At 56.6% G+C, this 16,740-nt stretch carries 14 protein-coding genes; 5 read left to right on the plus strand and 9 right to left on the minus strand.

Going from position 1 to position 16,740, the window contains the following annotated elements; all coding sequences use genetic code 11:
- Positions 1-6: 6 nt before the first annotated feature.
- The 6 genes from AB4Y35_RS41500 to nodB all read right to left on the minus strand — a co-directional run bounded on the left by AB4Y35_RS41500 (position 7) and on the right by nodB (position 5,749).
- On the minus strand, positions 7-597 hold the full coding sequence (locus AB4Y35_RS41500; RefSeq protein WP_368692671.1) for a NodA family N-acyltransferase: 591 nt from the start codon (positions 595-597) through the stop codon (positions 7-9).
- A gap of 227 nt (positions 598-824) precedes the next feature.
- A complete protein-coding gene (locus AB4Y35_RS41505) occupies positions 825-1,559 on the minus strand; it encodes a sulfotransferase (RefSeq protein WP_368692672.1) in 735 nt (244 codons plus the stop codon).
- 95 nt (positions 1,560-1,654) lie between these two features.
- Entirely contained in the window at positions 1,655-2,443 is a 789-nt protein-coding gene (locus AB4Y35_RS41510) for an ABC transporter permease (RefSeq protein WP_368692673.1), read from the minus strand.
- A gap of 3 nt (positions 2,444-2,446) precedes the next feature.
- Positions 2,447-3,373, minus strand: coding sequence for a nodulation factor ABC transporter ATP-binding protein NodI (gene nodI / locus AB4Y35_RS41515; RefSeq protein ID WP_368692698.1), 927 nt, complete (start codon positions 3,371-3,373; stop codon positions 2,447-2,449).
- A 54-nt stretch (positions 3,374-3,427) separates the two neighbouring features.
- On the minus strand, positions 3,428-4,663 hold the full coding sequence (nodC, locus tag AB4Y35_RS41520; protein WP_368692674.1) for a chitooligosaccharide synthase NodC: 1,236 nt from the start codon (positions 4,661-4,663) through the stop codon (positions 3,428-3,430).
- A 417-nt stretch (positions 4,664-5,080) separates the two neighbouring features.
- Positions 5,081-5,749, minus strand: coding sequence for a chitooligosaccharide deacetylase NodB (nodB, locus tag AB4Y35_RS41525; RefSeq protein ID WP_368692675.1), 669 nt, complete (start codon positions 5,747-5,749; stop codon positions 5,081-5,083).
- A 245-nt stretch (positions 5,750-5,994) separates the two neighbouring features.
- On the opposite strand from nodB, the gene AB4Y35_RS41530 reads away from it, so the two are divergent.
- Complete coding sequence (locus AB4Y35_RS41530) at positions 5,995-6,903, plus strand: LysR family transcriptional regulator (RefSeq protein WP_368692676.1); 909 nt, start codon at positions 5,995-5,997, stop codon at positions 6,901-6,903.
- Positions 6,904-6,924: 21 nt separating this feature from the next.
- On the opposite strand, the gene AB4Y35_RS41535 is transcribed toward AB4Y35_RS41530, so the two are convergent.
- Genes AB4Y35_RS41535 through AB4Y35_RS41545 form a run of 3 tightly spaced genes read right to left on the minus strand, consistent with a single transcriptional unit; the run spans position 6,925 to position 10,135 of the window.
- Entirely contained in the window at positions 6,925-8,181 is a 1,257-nt protein-coding gene (locus tag AB4Y35_RS41535) for an acetyl-CoA carboxylase biotin carboxylase subunit family protein (RefSeq protein ID WP_368692677.1), read from the minus strand.
- 14 nt (positions 8,182-8,195) lie between these two features.
- Positions 8,196-9,425: an acetyl-CoA carboxylase biotin carboxylase subunit family protein gene (locus tag AB4Y35_RS41540; protein ID WP_368692678.1), complete on the minus strand. Its 1,230-nt coding sequence runs from the start codon at positions 9,423-9,425 to the stop codon at positions 8,196-8,198.
- On the minus strand, positions 9,422-10,135 hold the full coding sequence (locus AB4Y35_RS41545) for a hypothetical protein (RefSeq protein ID WP_368692679.1): 714 nt from the start codon (positions 10,133-10,135) through the stop codon (positions 9,422-9,424). The genes AB4Y35_RS41540 and AB4Y35_RS41545 overlap by 4 nt, the downstream gene beginning before the upstream one ends.
- Before the next feature lie 463 nt (positions 10,136-10,598).
- Here AB4Y35_RS41545 and AB4Y35_RS41550 point away from each other — a divergent pair, with 463 nt between their 5' ends.
- From AB4Y35_RS41550 to nifN, 4 genes are all read left to right on the plus strand, one after another.
- A complete protein-coding gene (locus tag AB4Y35_RS41550; protein WP_368692680.1) occupies positions 10,599-11,531 on the plus strand; it encodes a LysR family transcriptional regulator in 933 nt (310 codons plus the stop codon).
- A 441-nt stretch (positions 11,532-11,972) separates the two neighbouring features.
- On the plus strand, positions 11,973-13,619 hold the full coding sequence (gene nifA / locus AB4Y35_RS41555) for a nif-specific transcriptional activator NifA (RefSeq protein WP_368692681.1): 1,647 nt from the start codon (positions 11,973-11,975) through the stop codon (positions 13,617-13,619).
- Between the two features lie 226 nt (positions 13,620-13,845).
- Positions 13,846-15,336, plus strand: coding sequence for a nitrogenase iron-molybdenum cofactor biosynthesis protein NifE (gene nifE / locus AB4Y35_RS41560; protein ID WP_368692682.1), 1,491 nt, complete (start codon positions 13,846-13,848; stop codon positions 15,334-15,336).
- Between the two features lie 22 nt (positions 15,337-15,358).
- Complete coding sequence (gene nifN / locus AB4Y35_RS41565) at positions 15,359-16,708, plus strand: nitrogenase iron-molybdenum cofactor biosynthesis protein NifN (protein ID WP_368692683.1); 1,350 nt, start codon at positions 15,359-15,361, stop codon at positions 16,706-16,708.
- Positions 16,709-16,740: the final 32 nt, after the last annotated feature.

A 16,740-nucleotide genomic window follows, 5' to 3' on the forward strand; every position in this document is an offset into this window, starting at 1 on the left:
GGCGAGTCACAGCTCAGGGCCATTGCGTTCGATTTCAGTCCCGTGCGGCCACTCACTCATCGCCCTATCAATCGGCAAAATCACCGCCAGTACTTCTTCAACACGTGTTGCCGGCAAATCGAGGTGAACGTTGGGAAGCGTTGAGCGGACGCGAACCCCCGAGATGACTGTTCCCATTCCATGTCGACATAACCTGGTGAAGTGGGTCTTCAAAGCATGGCGGACGGTGCCGAATGCGAATGGCACACGAAGCTCGTGCAATACAGGGTACATCGCACGAATAGATTGGCTGATTCCGAGCCCCTCTAGGTCTGGCCGCACTCCATACAGACCCAGTTCCGCCACTAGCACGTCGGTTGCGCCAATCTTGATGAAGCGGCGTAACGAACCCATGTGCGCCGCCACACCTTGCGAATCGTAGGCAATGGCGCGGAGTTCGGGCCTCGCCCCGGCCCAACTTCGACCGCCGTCGAACGGCTTTGCGTTGAACGGTCCGGTTGGACCATAAGTTGTCCGGAAAAACTGGGCCAATTCGAGATGATCGGAAAGCTGGAGCTCATTCTCCCAGCACAGTTTCCACTGCACCTTTGAGGACATGGAAAGTTACCTTGTTCAGTTGCGATTACGCGCAACCCGTGGCGTGCGATTGCCCAGAAGGCGGAAGCATCGCATTCGGCGCCAGTAGGAAACGCAAAGATCGTAAAATGAATCTTTAGATAGAAGAATGGTTTGAAGGATCGATTTGGTGCTACTTCTAGGGAAATGAACGTGGGCGAACATGAACCATGCGATCACGAGAAAGTCCATCTCTTGCTGTTGCTGTTTCAAAAAAATCTCTCATACTGCCCGCCACTGAAGTGACTTTTCAACTCGTCGAAGTTGAGTACGGTTTGCTCCAGAGGCCGTACTTCCTGCCGTTGAAGAGTCGTCCCGTGGGAGCAAGGATGAAAGGAAGTTCCAAGGAACGTCTGCACCGCCTCCATGCATGCGGCGGGGTCATTGAGGAGGTTTTCATAGCCCATTGTAAGCAGATTCTCTGGCGCGAAAGAGTCGACGACTTGACGATGAAAATCGTCTGCGGCTTTGAAGTAGGCTTCGCATAGTTCAATAGTCAATGCGACCTGAGGAGGCGGAGCTGACCAATTATCCGAACCGTACTTCAGCCATTCACCACTTTCTCTCGCTTGCACCAGGGATCGCAGCGATTCCAGCGTATTCCTGCGGACTAAAAAAATCGCCTTCAGGCATGGCCACCGTGCTAATTCCTCAAAGAATCCGGGGCGTTCCATAAATTGCGGCTCATTGATCTTGCAACCGATATGCGTAGCGTACGCCTTGCCATTTTGGACCGGATAGCGAAGATAAGCGAGTTCGAGAAGTTCCCGATTGCTGCACTTGAGCCGGTTGGTGTCAGGCCAATTGGCGTCGTGGATGTTGAGTAACTCGCCATTGCTCAAGACGTTCGGATGAGCATTCAGCAGCTCTTCCAGATAGTGAGTGCCGCTTCTGGGCATCCCGAGAATCACGAATGGCTGCGTTTTCGGCATGAAGTGGGTCATGGCGTGCATTTCAGTAGGTTGAAAGCGGTGGTTTGGAGGTAGCCCCAGTCCGGCGCTTATCACAAGGCTGCTGCTGAGTCGCAACACCGTCAGCGTCAAGACATCAGGCGGCGGCGGACCAGTGTCGCAGACAAGAAGAATGGAAGTATTGTGTAGACACAAAGCACGCCCAGATGCAGCCCCATGCCGCCGACCGGACGTGCAAGCATCGCCGGACGGATCAATTCAACGGAGTGGGAAAGCGGCAGGAACTGTGCAAGGTATTGAAGCGCCCCGGGCAGTTGGTGCACAGGGAAGACGACACCACTCAGGAACAACATGGGCGTAAGCACAAGCGTCTGGTAGAAAACGAAATAGTCATAACTCGGCGCGATCGCGACGAGTACCATTGCCACGCTCGCGAAAGCGAGGCCAGTTAGAAGAACGACAGGCATAACAAATACGATGCTCGAAAACGCCGCGTAACCGAGCATCGCCGCAACCACCATAACGGCGGAGCCTGCGAGAAGGGCTTTTGTAGCGGCCCATGCCAATTCGCCAATAATGACATCGCCAATGGTCAGTTGGGTGCAGAGCACGGCTTCCCACATGCGCTGAACTTGCATGCGAGCGAAGGCAGCGTAAATCGTTTCAAAAGTCGCTGAGGTCATGGCGCTTGTCGCAACCATTCCAGCCGCCAGGAACGCAATGTAAGGAGCGCCGTCGATGTGGCCTATCATTATTCCGACACCGAAGCCGAGACCGAAAAGGTACATCATCGGGTCCGCAAGGTTGCCGAGAACGGAGATCAGTGCCGCTTTTCTCCACGCTAGATAATTGCGCCGCCATACTGTGCGCCAATTCCAGGCGTTGCCGGGTAGGGCAATCATAAACACTTCGCGCATTATTCAATCCTTCATTTCTCGCCCGGTCAGCCGAAGAAAAACGTCTTCCAGGTTCGCGGGACGTTGCACAATACGCAGACCTGTACGCTCGCTCAGTCGCGTGCATACCTGTTGTGGATCGGCCGTGTAGCAGAACAGTGCATCACCGCTTACCTCTGTACGCTGTGCAAACGACATCAGCAGCGCTTTGAGTTCATGAGGGTTGCCGCCGTATATCTCGAGAACGTGACTTCCAATCTGCTCCTGGATTAACGCATCAGGTGCACCCTCCGCAATGCTGCGTCCTCTGTCGATTACACATAGTCGATCGCACAATCGCTCTGCCTCTTCCATGAAATGAGTAGTGAGAAGAATCGTTTTGCCGCGTGCGAGTAAGCAGCGCAAACGATCCCAGATGAGGTGGCGCGCATGCGGATCTAGCCCTGTCGCCGGTTCGTCCATGACAATAAGTTGCGGATCGTTGATAAGCGCGCGTGCAATGGTTAGACGGCGCTTCATTCCGCCCGACAACTCGGTGACGCGTGCGTGAGCCCTGTCCTCGAGATGTGCGAACTGCAGCAAGGACGGGACCACCGCCTCGATTTCGCCTGTGCTCATCCCAAAGTAGCGCCCGAAGAGCTGCAGGTTCTCGCTCACACTAAAACCTGGCTCCAAGTTGTCGAATTGCGGAACGACGCCAATGCGCCTGCGCGCTAGGCGTGCCCGCGCTGGCACCGGTTCCCCGAGGACGGTAATCACGCCTGCGTCAGGCAGCGCCATACCTAGCACCATTCGAGTGGTAGTGCTTTTGCCTGCACCATTAGGCCCGAGCAGACCGAAGCACTCGCCGGGCCCTACACGGAAGGACAATCCGTCAACGGCAAGCTTACCGCCGTAGGATTTCTTTACACTCGAGAACGTGATCGTCGCATTAGACATGGAGCCAGAAATGTATACAGACCACTGTTTAAGGAAGATTCCCTGGTGAGCGCGCGAGGCTACGCATTACTCACTCTTGGGAGCACGGTGCTCGCCGCCGTCTTCGACGGCAGAACTGCGAGAAAGCCAGTCACTGTTGTCCAGGGTACATAGAGCGTATGCTTTTAGCGGAAGCAGGAGCAATAGGTTTATAAGTGTGTGCACTGAAAATCCAAGAAATCGAAGCTCGCGAGCGCGAATGGCAGCAACGGAGCAGCGGACCCCAGTCATTGAAGCAATGACGAAGCATGCCTGCCAAGGAGCCGTGGCTGTGAGCAATATCTGCAAAAAGCCGGAGATCATTGAAATGGCGAGCAGCAGAGAGCCAATATTTTGCGCGATCACGTCAAGAGTTAGGTAGCGGTCAAGACGAGGCAAAAGGCGGAGGGAGAGCAGCGTGTCGCGATAGGTGCTTCGCGCCCAGCGCAATTGCTGGCGCAGGTACGGCCGCAGCTTGTCTGGAACGACGGTCGCGGCGACTGCATCTCGAACGTACTCCGTTCGATAGCCCGCCGCGAGCATGAGAATTGTCAGATGGCGGTCTTCGCCAAAATCGCTGCGCTTGCCCCGGAACATTTGCGTTTCGTACTGGTCCAGAAGCAGAAGAAGCGCTGTGCGCCGATATATCGCACACGGTCCGCAGCAGCACATCACAGCGCCAAATCGCGCTTGAGCCGCGCGCTCCTCGTTGCACGCAAGCCAGTATTCCATATCGATCAGGCGGGTCAGCCACGTGTCGCTGCGATTACTGGCTATCAATTGCCCCATGGCTGCACCGACCGATGGGTCACTCATTGTCAGCACGAGTTTGTTTACTGCATCCGGAGCCAGAGTGGTGTCCGAGTCTACGTTAAGTATGAGTTCCGAGGTCGAAGAACGTATTGCGGCGATTTGCGCTTTACGCTTTCCCGCATTCTTTGGAAGAAGCAGGAAGTTGAATCGCGGATCATGTTCGTGCTCCCGATACACCACCTTCAACGCATCGCGGTTGGCGGATCCATCATCGACCACGTGGACCCTGATGCCGCCCGCGTAGTCCTGGGCGCCAATCGAGTCGAGACACGCCCGCAGCGTTTCTGGGTTTTCGTTAAAGCACGGGACGATGACGTCGATGTCCGGCAAATACTCGGTCTTGGATACGTTGACGTATGCAGGTCGGCCGCTAGTCGGTAGAGTATGAAGTACCTGCGCGCTTTTATAGATGGCCGAAAGTGACGCATATAGTAGGACAGATGTAGTGTTGATTGCGGCAGAAATGTTCATCAGGTCAGTGTGCTAGGAGACGTTGGGATTCTCAGTACAGGCCTGCCGTGAGCGATGGCGCGGGAGTCAGGCGTGGAAATATCATCTAAGGTTCACGCTCGATTCGAGGGGCAATTATTCTCGTGCCTGTAGGTTTGGCGTTTCTTCATAGGGCAGGAAAGACACGGTTTTGCGTACGAGAAAAATGTCCAGTAACGCACCTCATGGTACCGATGTCGTCCAGGAGGCTTCCATCGGCGTCGACTGAAAATCAGATCATCCAATGCCTGCATCCGGGGTCAGTATTTCCTTAGTGCTAGCCGTAGGTCAGCGCGCACACCTGGGTCTATTGCTGAAACGTTTCTAATGGAGTATATCGTCCACCTGTCGAGCAGCTCTGGGCCAGAGATACTCATTAAGCGAGATTTTCGGTTGAACTTACGGAAGCGAACTGATGACGAAGCCCCTTTCCTTCAATCGTGGAATCAGGCGTGATAGTGCAATGACAGTCTGCTCACGCGAAGCATCGCGATCATGCAAGTCGCACTCTTCCGGAGGAGACCCGTCGTGCAGCAGTACGATCGAGCCGGGCAGCACCGACGTCAGTACGGAATCGACAATCGCGTCTGCACCCGGACGGGACCAATCTCGTGGATCTACGGACCAGTGGAGGGACGTTAGTCCCGCTTTCATGGATTCGGCTATAACTTCGTTCGTCCATTTTCCATACGGCGCACGCATATATCGCACCGTTGCCGCTGGGCAAGCACGCTGGATAAGCGAGTTCGCTTCCGCTATCTCGTGCCTTATCTGATCCGGCTCACATTTCGACAAGTCCCGATGGGAGAGACTGTGATTCGCGACATGGTGGCCTTCCGAAACCATGCGCCGGATCAGTTCCGGATACTCAGCCGCGTAGGTGCCGAGTACACAGAAGGTTGCCGGTACCTGTTGCCGCGCCAGCAGATCTAGTACTTTTGGTGTCCATATCGGGTGTGGTCCGTCGTCAAAGGTAAGGTAAACCTTACGACGCTCTCCGTTACGTTCACGCATGTTTAGCACTTCAGAAATAAATTGCGGCATTTCACAATCGCTGAGTCTTCTCATGGTCTTTCACTCATCTTTGGATGAGTCACCGTTTACCCGGGAACCAGCCCAAGTCGCAACCGCGAAATGCCACGTTGCGGATCAATATCTGGGACTTGATGTTGAGTGTCGTTCAGTAGAACGACGGGAATACTCATATTAGTGACTTGCATATCAAGCCGGATTGCCGTAACTTTGCGGGACCTCAATAAATTTGTACAATCGATTGTTTCGATATGTATCATCCACAAAGCGGATAATTAAAGATGCGCTTCAAAGGCCTCGATCTGAATCTTCTCGTCGCGTTGGACGCATTGATGGCGAAGCGTAACGTCACGCTTGCGGCACGCGACATCAATTTGAGCCAACCTGCCATGAGTGCAGCGGTGTCGCGGTTACGAGACTATTTTCGCGACGACCTCTTTGTGATGAGAGGCCGAGAATTTGTGCCCACATCACGGGCGATAGAGCTTGCCGGACCGGTGCGGGAGGCTCTATCGCATATCCAGCTTTCCATCATCTCGCGCGACGTCTTCCAGCCGGCAAAGTCGGATCGCCGGTTCAGGGTCTGCCTCTCTGATTTCATGACTCTCGTCTACTTCCAGAAGGTCATTAAACGCGTTGCGCGCGAGGCTCCCGCAGTAAGTTTCGAATTGATTTTCCCAGACGACGAGCCTGGAGATCTACTGCGGCGTGGCGACGCCGATTTTTTGATTCTGCCCGATCTATTGCTGCCGGATATTAACCCGAAAGCGCCACTCTTCGACGAGAAGCTCGTGTGTGTCGGCTGTCCTGCAAACAAGCAGTTGTCGGAGCAGATTTCGCTCGACCGGTATATGTCAATGGGACACGTTACAGTGAGGTTCGGGCGGGCACGCAGGCCTTCAATCGAAGAGTTTTTCCTGCTGGACCTCGGTCTCAGAAGGCGTGAAGAGATCGTCGTCCCGACATTTCACCTTGTTCCGGCGGTGCTATCAGGTACGCGTCGCATTGCGACGATCCCTTTGAGGCTGGCCAGGCATCTCGGGGAGGCCTCTGCTCTGCGGATCGCCGAAGTACCGCTTCCGCTATCCACTTTCACTGAGGCTGTTCAATGGCCTGCGCTGCATAGTGGTGATCCGGCAAGTATCTGGATGCGCGAGCTATTGTTGGAGGAGGCGCAAAGTCTTGCATAGCGTGACGCGTCATGTGTACGGCTATTCGGTGAGCGCCACGTTCTCCGCCAGCGTGTAGCGGAAATCGCGCAGCGTTGCACGAATTGCCTTGTCGATTTCTTCCTCCGATGCGCCGCGATAGCGGAAGCGTGCGAGGATGTTGCCAGTGCGGCTGGAACCGTTGAATAAGTGACGTCTCGCTGGGAAGACAGCTTCGTAAAGCCCCGGGATAGCGTTCGGCAATTGTGCGCCGACGAATACTTTGCCGACTGGCTCTGGCAGCATCAGGAATCCCCCGCGTGTGGACGAGGTTGACGCGATTAACGCCGCCTGCGCCCGTGCGGCGAACCGCGCCTCGTCACCTGATTGGTGGGTGACCCAGAGGTCAAAGAGGTCGACGCCGTACAATTCGTGGAAAAGAAAGGGAATTTCCCCACTGCCGACACGGGCACCGACTTCCAGAAAATAGAATCCGTCGCAAGCTCCGATTATCTCGAGATGAAACGGCCCATTACTCAGGGCGAGCGCTCGCAGGCATGCGGCCGCGAATTCAAGAGCCGCATCATTCAGCGGTCCCGGGTCGAGCATCACCGAGCCCAGGGGTTTTCCTTGTGCAAACTGAAGACGGGTGTTGATGTAGCGGGACACGCGCGCGATTACCCATGTGCCGTCGCGCACGAAACCGTCAACGTGATAGACGGGCCCTTCGACGTACTCCTCGCACTCGTACTCAACCAGCGGTAGTGTCGGCCACAACATATCCAACCGGGCACGGGTGTCTATGCGCCGTACGTCTAGGCTTGCTGCGGCGGTACGTGGCTTTACAATGATCGGAAAGCGCATCACAGGGGGCGAATTTACTTTTGCAAAGGCCACATCTTCCAACGCTGCAACGCGCGGCACACGCAGGCCCGCGGCAGCAACGGTATGCTTCATAGCGCCATTGTCGCGAAAGCGCACGACGGTATCGGGAAGATCGCCAGGAATATTGAACGAATTGCGCAGTCGCGCGGCCTTCAGAAGGTCGAATTCGGACAATGCGATCAGCCTGTCGATGCCGCCGAGCGCCGCGTGACAGGAGTTCATGGCCTTATGCAACGCATCTTCATCAAGGATGTCGGATAGCTCTTCAACGTGCGCGGTTTGAGAAGCGTCGAGCGCAGCGGCGCCGTTCGGCGTGCAGATGTAAGCGACCTTATTCGCAGCATGATCGATGTAGCGATGGTAGGCTGCGAAGCCGTCGGACCAACGGTTAAGCACGACTATGCGGCTACGAGGGGCGGGGTAGTTGGTTGTCATGGAGTGCAAACCGTTCAAATACGGTTACAGGCGCGACGGGATCCGGGTGTTCTCAGCGCTTCGGCAAGGCGCGAATCGCGGGTCGGGCGAACAGGCGCGATGCACAACACATGGCGACACGGTCGCTCGTCGCCGCTCGTTGTGGCACTGTGCGGCCGATATGAGAATGGACCTCCACTTCCTGGAAACCTGGTCTGGCGCGAACGCGTTCGACGGCGGCGGTGTCGCACTACCGGTGCGAAGGACCGTACGCCGCTGACACACACGGCAGCTTTTGCATCGGCATCGTGGGCTGGCTCAGGATCGCCGAGGTGGCTACGTATCGTTATTTCTGGCAGAGAGATTGACCTGCTGAGTTCGATCAGCCGGCAGGTGCGATCACCTCCGAGGCAGGCCGCGATCTTGATCAGCACCGGACCGTCGCGTGTTATGCGCACTTTGGCGTGGAAAACAGCGAGGGTCAGTCCAATCTGCACCGCTGCGTGCTCGACGTAAGTGACGAGCGCGGCTCTTTGGTCCGGGGTCAAAGAGGCTTCGGCAAATTGGCCCATTTTCGCGAGATGCTGCTCTGCGCTCAAGAGATTTTCGGTTACGGCGACGACGCGGGGTCCGTGCTTGCTGCTGACGTAGCCTTCGATGCAGCACTCTGGGCCCTCCGGATACTGTTCAAGGAGCAACACGTTGCCGGTCTTGTGGCCGACATCGACAACGCCGTGATGCATGGCGCACTCGACCGCAAGTTGCAACTGGGAAAGAGAGTTGACGTACGTCCCATGCATGCCTCCTCGGACAGGCTTGCGGGCAGCTAAAAAACCTACACGTAAAGCGGCTGTCATGGCGTCGCGACGATGTACAACGAGGGCGAACAAAGGAACCGCCAGTCCGGCGGCGGCGAGATGCATGGGGCTGCGGTATTTGTCGTGCGTGGGTGCTGCCGCTTCCGGCTGCAAATGTGGAAGACCGAGGAGCGCCGCTGACTCAGCTGCTACGCCGGTTGCGTATTCGCAACCGGGTACACCGGGTACGATCGCATCGACGCCGATGGCGCTTGCAGCGGCCGCCACGGCGTTCGGCGAGTCAGTATCTACCACGGCGTACGGCACCGAAGCGGCGAGCAGTTCGCGTGACAGGGGGGGCTCATCGCGGTTGGCTGAATACGCGTGGGTGGCCATGCCAAGCCGTACAGCTGAGGCGACAAGTGCGGTCCCGGACGAGCGCGGCTCAATAACGATGATGGCGGTCATTTGAGTGCCGCCTGTTCAGTGCCCGTTTCCGGCCGGGGTAGGGTCGCCACACGCAACTCTTCGAAATACTCGTGAATCATTCCGACAAAGTTGTTCAAATAGATTTCTGCTTTCCCCGTTCCGCCCCAGCCGCTGATCGCGAGCCTCAGAGCGATCCATGTGGAATCTTCGAGACTCCGCGATTCGGCGTACTCAATGTGGCTGAGCGTACCTTTTACTTGATCGTGTCCGAATGCGCGCGCGGCTGAGTGCGCGATGACCTTGTTATAGCGGCCCGAATACCATCCCTGAAACCAGTTCCAGAGCATCGTAGGGAGCGGGCCATCGCGGACGATGCTTAGGTAGAGATATCCGATTAGCTTGTCTGTGCTATTGAATGGTCTAATGCTTTCCACGCTTGCTGCGGTAAGCCCGAACCTCTCGATGTCATGCAGAAGATGGCATTCTTGCCCATATTCTTGCGCGAGGTGCTGCGCGAGCATCTGCGCGAGCGAGTTATCCTGGCCGCTGATTTTGTAAAGCGCGAATGCGCCTACCTCGTTGTTGAGACGCATGCGTAACACGGTTTCGATGAGATGGCGGCGATAGTACTCACTATCGATCCAGTCGCCTCGGTGGAACGCAGCGGTTTCCGGCGAAATCGCGAGTATCTGGTCCATGGCGTGCTGGGCAAGCTCCTCGAAGCGAACCCGATCGTTGGGTGTATTCATGTGATCTCCAGATAAGATGAGAAGGAGCGAACGCGGCGCGCTGGGTTGCGGGTCGGCGGCGAATGAACCGGAGACACGATCCGCTCGTCTTTCGAGGCGATGATGGCTCGCTCGGATTGCGAAAGTCTCTACGATTGACCTCGAAACTGCGCACCGGTCGGCGTGCGACGAAACGGCGTTGAAGGGGCCCACCGCTCTCGAGTGGCCCGAAACCGGGTCGCCCGAGAGCGCAGAGCAGTCCGCTTTGAAAAACGCCATCGCATCTAAATGATTTCTGTCAACCGACAACTGACCCCTTCGCTTCCTTAAACACAGCGAATGCTTTTGGCAACCCCCTATCTAGGCTTCATTCTCATTCGTTTTTGGCGCGCCCATGCTGTCTACGTGGGCGACGGAAGGATATTAACCGCAGCTGTATGCGTGGTATAAGCTGATAATCTTTATGTTTGAATGAGGGAAATTGATGATCCGCGATCTCGACAGCACGCTACTGCGTACGTTCGTGACGGTAGTGGAAGCCGGCAGTGTGAGCAATGCTGCCATGGAGCTCCATCGTACACAGGCTGCCGTCAGCATGGCGCTTCGGCGGCTCGAAGACGAAGTCGGGCAGCGCCTCCTTGAACGCTCACCGCGCGGCGTGAAGCCGACCTCTGCGGGGAACGTTCTGTTGCCGTATGCACACAAGTTGCTCGAAGTCGGCCTTGCGGCCCGTTCCGCCCTTAATTCGGGTGAAGTTGCGGGTACCGTGAAGATCGGAATTCCCGAGCACATCGCCATGAGTCACCTCCGCCATGCACTGCGGCAATTTTCGACATTGTTTCCTGATGTTGCCCTGGAGATCGTCGTTGATGCGAGTCCGGCCTTATCGCAGCGGCTCATGAGCAATACACTCGATTTCGCGATTGGTGATCCCGCGCTGATCCCCGCGGAACCTCTCGTCACCTGGCAACATCCCCTTCACTGGGCGGCCGCGCGCACACGCAATGCTGATCTCGGAGACGGTCCGCTGCCGATTGTTGCATTCGGCGGTGCATGCCGATGGCAGGAGAGTTATTTTGCCACGTTGCTTGAAGCAGGTATCGCTTGGCGCGTGGCCTGCAAAAGCACGAGCCTCTCGGCGGTTCAGTCAGCCGTTGAGGCTGGGCTCGGCGTTGCGCTACTTCTGGATTGGCAGGTGCGCCGCGATACGATGCGTGCGATCGATGCCCGCGCAGTAGGGTTGCCGCTGCCGCCGGTGGCGGAATTCGGTCTCTTTAGTCCTGGGCGCTTAGAGGACCGCTCGGCTGCCGCCAACGCACTTCAGCGTTTTCTCTTCCGTTCGCTGCAACTGAGTACTCTCGGAGACGGTGCACAAGACGGAGAGTCAGCAGGCTTGCCGCTACGTGCTTCAAACTGATGGGCATCTGAGGCAAAACGCGTCGAAAGGCCGAAACTCGGCGCGCCAAATAGAGGTGCAGGCGATAAAACGTCCTGTCACTTGAATCGAGCACTAACGCTACGTGGCGCGTATTCTCTAATTCACGCGCAGCCATGCTACTTCCTCACAAATCAAGTTCGGCTCGTACATTTTTAAACATAGACTGCCGTGCGGACCAAAATTTGTCGCAAAACCTACGTCTTTCTTCGATAGTATCCAATCTGCGTACAAAGATACCTCGTGTCTTTTGTCGCATCTCCGACACCACGACTGCGATTGTGTCGTCTTTGTCTGTTTTGTCGGCTTTCGTGCCCGTTTCGGCAGGAATTCACCGTGGCTTGCGCAAATGTAGCGCGGCAATTCATTGTGTTGGGACTCGGGTCCCGCGGCGCTGACGTGCAATTTCCGGAGTTCAGATCTATGTCGCATTTCGATGTCAATGAGAGTCATCTCAACTTTGATGTGGTCTACGAAGTAGTGAAGACGTTGACCTCGTCCCGAGATACCGAAAGGACGTTGGAGAGATCTCTGCGTTACCTGTCGCATGCGTGTGGATGGCGCTCTGCGTTTATTGCGGTTGCTGAACCAGACGGCCATTTGGGGGGCGTGTGTGGCACGGGGTTGTCAGCGGACTGGCGCGAACGTCTGCGTTTCCTGCCCCATGACGGGGTATTGGGGCGAATACACACGAACGATTCGGCGGTGGTGGTGGCGAAATTGCGTGACGAACCGCTCTTCGTGGACAGCATCGAAATGTTCGACGAATTGGAAGGTGAGCATGTGGCACTGCTCGGGGCGCAGATCCCGTATGAAGGGCGGCCACTCGGCGTACTGGTCGCGTTTTGTGAGAATACTGACGGACAGCGCGCCTTCGCTAGCGACCTCCAACTCATGAAGGTCGTCGCGGCGCCGATGGGCCAGGCACTTCTGCTCGATCGTGCGTCGGGCCAGATGCGCCAAACCGCGCGACAGGAGATGAGACGAGAGGTCAACGCAGACCGGAATTTGTATCATATCGACAATGTGCTCGGAGAATCTGCATCCATGCAGCGCGTCTTTTCGCAAGTTCATCAAGTAGCACCTACGCGGACGACGGTGCTTTTGCGCGGCGAGAGCGGAACTGGGAAGGAGTTGATCGCGCGCGCGATTTACCGGTTATCCCCCCGCAAGGACCAGCCGTTCATCTCACTGAACTGTGCGGCGCTAACAGAGACACTGCTAGAAAGCGAATTGTTCGGTCATGAGAAGGGAGCGTTTACCGGTGCGCAATTCCAGCGCAAAGGGCGATTCGAACTGGCGCACGGCGGGACACTTTTCCTCGACGAGATCGGCGACATCTCGCCGTCGTTCCAAGCCAAATTGTTGCGGGTTTTGCAGGAACGCGAGTTCGAGCGGGTGGGTGGCACCACCCCGGTAAAAGTAGACGTTCGGCTGATCGTTGCCACGAACCGCAACCTCGAACAAATGGTGAAGGCGGGGGAATTTCGTGCGGATCTCTACTACCGCGTCAACGTCGTGAGTATCCTTTTGCCGCCTTTGCGTGAACGCCGTGAGGACATTCCGGCAATGGCGCAGTACTTTCTAGATCGATTTAACCGCGACAATCGTCGGTCTCTGCATTTCAATGAGCAAGCGTTTCGGGTTCTGTCCAGCTGCTACTGGCCTGGCAATGTGCGCGAACTGGAAAATTGCGTTGAGCGTACCGCGACAATGGCGGATCACGACACAATAGATTGTTTTTCCTTTCTGTGTGGGAGAGGCCGGTGCCTTACAAAGGAATTGCATTACATCGAACGAGAAGACGCTGTGCGTCCTGCCCGAACGTTGGACGCTCCAAACAGTGAAGTGCCGAATGCCCTGGCGAACGTAAGTGCCGGTGATTGGAATGGGGGTAGCTTCGCGACGCCAAGCGGTAGCGACAGACCGGGGGGCGAGCGGGAGCAGCTTGTGTGGGCAATGGAGCGCTGTGGATGGGTACAAGCGAAGGCCGCACGACTCCTGCATATCACGCCGAGGCAGATCGGCTACGCACTGCGTAAATATGGGATCAAGCTGCGCCGCTTCTGACGGCCGAGACGGTTGCGCGCGTGCATTTGGAGAAACTGGGCGAGAAGGCTACCGGCAGGCTCTTGCCTGTCGCATCACTGTAGTGATTGGTTCAACTTCTTCAACACAGGTAGCAAGGACGACAAATCCGGCTTCGGCATAGCGCCGCTATGACCGCTGACACGGGCCTGCGATGGTGGCACGCAATTTGCCTGTAGTCGTGGACTTCTATTGTCGGGACTCCACGATGTGGCTAAAGACGAGGGCTGTCGAGATCTTCAACGAACCGGGTTGCGCAAAAAACCTCGCGAAGAACGAAAAGGAGCGAAAGCAAGGCTGTTCGAAGCAGGTTTCGCCGGGGGCGGCTGCTGGCGGATGCGCATTCGACGGCGCGCGGATCGCATTGCAGCCCGTGGTCGACGTTGCACACCTGGTGCACGGGCCTATTGCATGTGAGGGCAACTCTTGGGACAACCGCCATTCGGCTTCGTCTGGGCCGACTCTCTACCGCACTGCGTTCACTACCGATATCAATGAACTCGATGTAATTTACGGCAGCGAGAGGCGGCTTTTCGCGAGTCTGCGCGAAATTCTGGAAAAGTATGATCCCCCCGCCGTCTTCGTCTATCAGACGTGCGTGACTGCATTGATCGGCGACGACATAGATGCCGTATGCAAGCACGCGTCGGAAAAGTTCGGTAAGCCCATCATACCGGTGAATGCGCCCGGCTTCGCAGGATCTAAAAACTTCGGCAACAAGCTCGCGGGGGAGGCGATTCTCGATCACGTGATCGGTACGCGCGAGCCGGCGTACAAGACACCATTCGATATCAATCTTATCGGTGAATATAACCTCTCGGGCGAGTTGTGGCAGATAAGGCCGTTGTTCGAGGCGCTCGGCATCCGGATCCTGTCCTGCATCTCGGGAGACGGCCGCTATAGCGAGATCGCGAGCGCACACTGCGCGAAGGTCAACATGGTGGTGTGCTCCAGGTCCATGCTCAACGTCGCGACAAAAATGGAGAAGCGCTACGGTATTCCATACATCGAGGGTTCATTCTATGGAATTGGCGACATGAGCGACGCGTTGCGCCGGGTTGCGAGACTACTGGTGGAGCAGGGTGCACCCGAGGATCTTATCGTGCGCACCGAGCACCTTGTCACCGCAGAAGAGGCGCGCGTATGGGAGCGTGTTGCTCCGTACAGGCAGCGGCTCGACGGTAAACGTGTGCTGCTAATCACGGGCGGCGTGAAGTCGTGGTCAGTGGTCGCGGCGTTGCAAGAGGCAGGGCTCAAGATCGTCGGCACTAGTGTGAAGAAGAGCACGGAGGCGGACAAGGAAAGAATCCAGGACATCATGGGCGATGACACGCGCATGGTCGACAATTTGACGGCACGCGAGATGTACAACATGCTCCGGGATGCGAAGGCCGACATCATGCTGTCCGGCGGGCGCTCGCAGTTTGTCGCGCTGAAAGCGCGCATGCCGTGGCTCGATGTGAATCAGGAACGACACCACCCATACGCTGGGTACGAGGGCATTGTCAAATTGATGCAGGAGATCGACCGTGCGATCCATAACCCGGTCTGGCAGCAGGTGCGTATTCCTGCACCGTGGGACGAGGGAGCAGAGCATCGCGAGGGGATTCTTAGTTTTTCCGGGCACATCAATTCGATTCCGAAGGGCGCAGACGATGAGGATTACGATTTGAACTTACGCGCTTCGGTATCGAGTTGAGTTTCACAGAGGGGCACATATTATGGCGATAGTAGTCGAGTCAGAAAAGGCCTGTACCGTTAATCCGCTAAAAATGAGTCAACCGCTCGGCGCGACCTACGCAGCCATGGGACTTGACGCATGCATGCCGGTGATGCACGGCTCGCAGGGCTGTACATCGTTCGCGCTCGTGCTACTGGTGCGCCATTTCAAAGAAGCCATACCGCTGCAAACAACGGCGATGAGCGAGGTCACCACAATTCTCGGCGGATACGAGAACGTAGAGACCGCACTACTGAACATTCACAAGCGCGCGTCGCCTAAGATCGTTGTGCTCTGCACGACGGGCCTGACTGAAACGAACGGTGAAGATATGGAGGGGCATCTCGCGATGGTGCGAAGACGCAAGCGCGAACTCGACGATACTGAACTTGTCGTCGTTTCGACACCGGACTATGTGGGCGCCTTTGAGGACGGCTACAGGCACGCTGTGACCGCGATCGTCGAGACGCTGGTGAAGCCGTTGCCGACGGTACGTCAGCAGATCAATCTGGTGCCGGGCAGTCATCTATCGCCCGGCGACATCGACGAGCTTCGCGAGATTATTTGCGCATTCGGGCTGGAGCCGATTGTACTTCCAGATGTTTCTGGGTCCCTCGACGGCCACCTTGATTCAGTGTGGCGTGGCACGACGCTGGGCGGAACGACGGTTGATCAGATCCGTGCCGCGGGGGCGTCCTCATTCACAATTGGCGTGGGTGAGCAAACGCGCGACGCCGCCAAGGCAGTCGAAGCAATTGCCGGCGTGCCGTTCGAAATCATCGAGCGCCTAACGGGGTTGGAGCCGAACGACCGGTTCTTGCATCTCCTTGCACAACTTTCGGGGCGTGCAGTCCCGGCCCGGTATCGCCGGCAGCGCAGCCAACTACTGGATGCGATGCTCGACAGCCATTTTTATACCGGTGGTCTCAAGGTGGCGATCGGTGCGGAGCCGGACCTACTGCTTTCGATCGGTTCGCTGCTCCGTGAAATGGGCGCGGAACTATCTGTTTGCATTAGTACCACTGCTTCGGCATCACATGCGCTGTTGCCGGCAAATGAGGTCATATTGGGGGACTTGGAGGACATGGAACGAGGCGCGAGTAATTGCGACCTGCTGATCACGCATTCGCACGGCAGGCAGATGGCCGGTCGCCTCGGAAAGCCGCTCATGCGCGCGGGCTTTCCGGTATTTGACCGCGTCGGCAACGCCCATCGTTGCCAGATAGGCTATCGCGGCACAATGAATCTTGTCTTCGAGATTGCCAATCTCATGGTCGAGAGGATCTCGCAACCTCATCCCGGCGACTGGAAACTGCCGCAATCATCGGTCGGTCCTGATGTTTCGGTCTAGGATTAGATTTAGGAGAAGGGTGTTACATGCCG

The organism is Paraburkholderia sp. EG286A, from assembly GCF_040965375.1.
Taxonomy (GTDB): domain Bacteria; phylum Pseudomonadota; class Gammaproteobacteria; order Burkholderiales; family Burkholderiaceae; genus Paraburkholderia.